This is a genomic window from Staphylococcus sp. SB1-57 (assembly GCF_017086425.1).
Taxonomy (GTDB): domain Bacteria; phylum Bacillota; class Bacilli; order Staphylococcales; family Staphylococcaceae; genus Staphylococcus; species Staphylococcus warneri_A.
In genome coordinates, this window is the sequence record NZ_CP070967.1 from 1 (window position 1) to 4,015 (window position 4,015).

At 32.5% G+C, this 4,015-nt stretch carries 3 protein-coding genes and 1 pseudogene; 1 reads left to right on the forward strand and 3 read right to left on the reverse strand.

The window, feature by feature from the left end:
- Window positions 1-208 precede the first annotated feature (208 nt).
- Together JX000_RS12060 and aadD1 are read right to left on the reverse strand one after the other, a co-directional pair.
- A pseudogene (locus JX000_RS12060) lies at window positions 209-424 on the reverse strand (MobV family relaxase); the annotation flags it as partial.
- A gap of 41 nt (window positions 425-465) precedes the next feature.
- Complete coding sequence (gene aadD1, locus JX000_RS12065) at window positions 466-1,227, reverse strand: aminoglycoside O-nucleotidyltransferase ANT(4')-Ia (RefSeq protein ID WP_001014230.1); 762 nt, start codon at window positions 1,225-1,227, stop codon at window positions 466-468.
- 391 nt (window positions 1,228-1,618) lie between these two features.
- Between aadD1 and JX000_RS12070 the strand changes: the two genes are divergently transcribed.
- The gene (locus JX000_RS12070) at window positions 1,619-2,179 is read left to right on the forward strand and encodes an LOG family protein (RefSeq protein ID WP_075111657.1); all 561 of its coding nucleotides are present in this window, start codon (window positions 1,619-1,621) and stop codon (window positions 2,177-2,179) included.
- Between the two features lie 850 nt (window positions 2,180-3,029).
- Here the strand turns inward: JX000_RS12070 and JX000_RS12075 are convergent.
- Window positions 3,030-3,953 (reverse strand): protein rep, encoded by a 924-nt coding sequence (locus tag JX000_RS12075; RefSeq protein WP_194375087.1) that lies wholly within the window; start codon window positions 3,951-3,953, stop codon window positions 3,030-3,032.
- Between the last annotated feature and the right edge of the window lie 62 nt (window positions 3,954-4,015).

Below are 4,015 nucleotides of genomic sequence, written 5' to 3' on the forward strand. Positions count from 1 at the left end.
TCTCCTTTCTATTTACGTTTTTGATTAGACACCTAAAACGATACAATAGTATGCTGGAAAAGGCAACTTTTTTTGTGCTTGAAGCCAGTCATATCAATGGAATAAGGGTAACTATTTCAAATCGAAATAGTTACCCTTATTATCAAGATAAGAAAGAACAAGTTCAAAACCATCAAAAAAAGACACCTTTTCAGGTGCTTTTTTTATTTTATAAACTCATTCCCTGATCTCGACTTCGTTCTTTTTTTACCTCTCGGTTATGAGTTAGTTCAAATTCGTTCTTTTTAGGTTCTAAATCGTGTTTTTCTTGGAATTGTGCTGTTTTATCCTTTACCTTGTCTACAAACCCCTTAAAAACGTTTTTAAAGGCTTTTAAGCCGTCTGTACGTTCCTTAAGGAATTCCTTAGTGCTTTCATAGATTAAATACGTAACCAACATGATTAACAATTATTAGAGGTCATCGTTCAAAATGGTATGCGTTTTGACACATCCACTATATATCCGTGTCGTTCTGTCCACTCCTGAATCCCATTCCAGAAATTCTCTAGCGATTCCAGAAGTTTCTCAGAGTCGGAAAGTTGACCAGACATTACGAACTGGCACAGATGGTCATAACCTGAAGGAAGATCTGATTGCTTAACTGCTTCAGTTAAGACCGAAGCGCTCGTCGTATAACAGATGCGATGATGCAGACCAATCAACATGGCACCTGCCATTGCTACCTGTACAGTCAAGGATGGTAGAAATGTTGTCGGTCCTTGCACACGAATATTACGCCATTTGCCTGCATATTCAAACAGCTCTTCTACGATAAGGGCACAAATCGCATCGTGAAACGTTTGGGCTTCTACCGATTTAGCAGTTTGATACACTTTCTCTAAGTATCCACCTGAATCATAAATCGGCAAAATAGAGAAAAATTGACCATGTGTAAGCGGCCAATCTGATTCCACCTGAGATGCATAATCTAGTAGAATCTCTTCGCTATCAAAATTCACTTCCACCTTCCACTCACCGGTTGTCCATTCATGGCTGAACTCTGCTTCCTCTGTTGACATGACACACATCATCTCAATATCCGAATAGGGCCCATCAGTCTGACGACCAAGAGAGCCATAAACACCAATAGCCTTAACATCATCCCCATATTTATCCAATATTCGTTCCTTAATTTCATGAACAATCTTCATTCTTTCTTCTCTAGTCATTATTATTGGTCCATTCACTATTCTCATTCCCTTTTCAGATAATTTTAGATTTGCTTTTCTAAATAAGAATATTTGGAGAGCACCGTTCTTATTCAGCTATTAATAACTCGTCTTCCTAAGCATCCTTCAATCCTTTTAATAACAATTATAGCATCTAATCTTCAACAAACTGGCCCGTTTGTTGAACTACTCTTTAATAAAATAATTTTGGTTCTGTTGCAAAGTTAAAATTATATGCACATCTATACAAAACTATAAAAGCAAATATTGTTTTAACAGTAAAGAGTTTTGTTAGTATTAATTATTTTTCGTTTTTCAGTATAAATATTACATGATTTTTAACTTTGCAACAGAACCAAATTACTTCTATTTTTGATAACATAAAAAATAAAAAAAGGAGTAATAACAAATGAATATTATCGTCTATTGTGGAGCGAGCAAAGGAAACAAAAAAGAATACGAAAATAGTGCGATTCAATTAGGAGAATGGATAGCTAAAAATAATCATACTTTAGTATTTGGTGGCGGAAATGCAGGACTAATGGGTACAATCGCAAATACTGTAATACATAACAACGGAAAAACAATCGGTGTAATGCCTACGTTTTTACAACAAAGAGAGTTAGCTCATGACAAATTAGACGAACTAATAATCGTGGAAAGTATGTCAGAAAGAAAAGAAGTTATTTTAGAAAAAGGCGATGTATGTATAGCTCTTCCCGGTGGTCCTGGAACTTTAGAAGAAATCACTGAAGTTGTATCATGGTCAAGAGTTGGTCAAAACAACAACCCGTGTATTTTTTTCAATACAAATAATTATTATTCACTTATCGAACAATTCTACGATCAAATGGTTTCAAACGAGTTTTTAACTCAGGAAGATAGAGATAAAATACTATTCTCAAATTCATTCCAAGAAATCGAAGAATTTATAAAAAACTATAAAGCCCCAAAAGTTAGAAGTTATTAATCAAAGTTGCTTTATTCCAATTGCTTTATTGACGTTGAGCCTCCGAACCCTTAACAATCCCAAAACTTGTCGAATGGTCGGTTTAATAGCTCACGCTATACCGACATTCGTCTACAAGTTTAGTTAAGGGTTCTTCTCAACATCAATAAATTTTCTCGGCATAAATGCCGTGTTATAATTAAAATATCCTTTCTGTTTTTCTCGAATTATTTTTCCACTTTTATCATCCAAAAAGTGAGTAAGAGCTACCTAAATTTTAAATGGTGGCTCTTTTTTTATATTCTAATTTATTACAAATCAGAATACCTTTATTTTTAATTTTAAGGCGGTATTTTGAAAAATTAGAGTCATTCATATAGTTTTATACCCAAAAACTTATATTGGCTCTTAAAACGCAAATAAGAGCCAAATAATTATATTTTAATTTCACAAACAAAAATTTGAGCAAAACCAGTGTCGAATTTTTAGACACTGCCCATCTACATGCAAATTAAAAATTGGCATATAATGGCTCAAAAATTCATCAACTTTTTTAGTTCCTGCAGGGGCAATTTCTTTCAAAAAACACCAAATTTTGAATTGGCTCCAAATTCTTTGTAAGAGCATAAGGGAAATTTGCTACCATTTTGAATGGTAGGTCTGGCGAAGCCAGACATTTCAAGGGATACAAGATTTTCAATCTGCTACCACTTTTTTATTTTTGTACCCCGATTGTACCCCTACAAATTGCGATTGTACCCCGGTTGTACCCCTATATATTGTGTCTGTACCCAGTTTGTACCCAGCCATTTTTAACGTATTTTCAACAAAAAAACGCTAGCTTTTTGCTAACGTTTAAGAAAATTTATTTTTATTTTTCTTCTTCAATTTCATCAATCATTTGATGATTAATTTCTTGTTTTTCACTCTCTGTTAAATCAAAAATTTCACTCGCTAAATACTCTTTTTTATTCCAAGTATAAAAAATTTGATAAATATATTCGGTCGGATCAACTTCTTTTAAGTAATCTAATTCGCCATTTTTTAATTTCTTTCTTGCGTCTTTAAACAGTCCAGAATAAACAAGAACTTGTTTTCCTTTTAACGCTTTATAAAATGCATCGAACACTTTTTGATTAATTAAATAGTCATTATCCTTACCAGAATATTTAGCCATTTCGTAAAGTTCTTTATTATTATTTTGCTTAACTTTTTGTATATGTACTTGTGTGATTTCAGAATTTCCTGTGACATCACGCCACATTTCTAGCCATTCTTTTTGACTAATATAAGCTTTAGTATCTTTAAAATATGATTTATTAACGGCAATCAATACGTGAAAATGTGGGTTATAATCATCACGCTTTTTGTTATAAGTTATTTCTAATTTTCTCACATAACCTTTTGTAATTGTTTTTACTTTTTTACGTTCAAACATTTTCTTAAAAGACTTATTATAAATTTTTATTTCGTTTTCTAAATCCTCACTTGTTACGTTTGGCGTCGTAAGTGTTAGAAAAATGAATTGCTTATCTTCTGTTTGCTTAATATGCTGCATCATCAATGACAAACCTAATGCATCTTTTCTCGCTTTTCGCCATGCACACATCGGACAAAAACGATTTTTACATGGATTAGATTTATATAATTTCTTTTTATCCATTCTTCGATTGGTTACAAAAGACAAGAACGTATTACAATTTTCCACCAAATCCATTTGATTTTCTCCAATATGTCGTTTAATAAAGTTTTGAAATACTTGATTTCTTTGTTTTTTCTCAGTATACTTTTCCATGTTATAACACAACAAAACAACTTAGTTTGTTTTTCTCAAATCATTCCAAAAAAGTTGCTTTT

Excerpts from the sequence above, each read along its gene's own strand:
- JX000_RS12075 (WP_194375087.1), bottom strand. The coding sequence starts at position 3,953 with ATGGAAAAGTATACTGAGAAAAAACAAAGAAATCAAGTATTTCAAAAC.
- JX000_RS12070 (WP_075111657.1), top strand. The coding sequence starts at position 1,619 with ATGAATATTATCGTCTATTGTGGAGCGAGCAAAGGAAACAAAAAAGAA.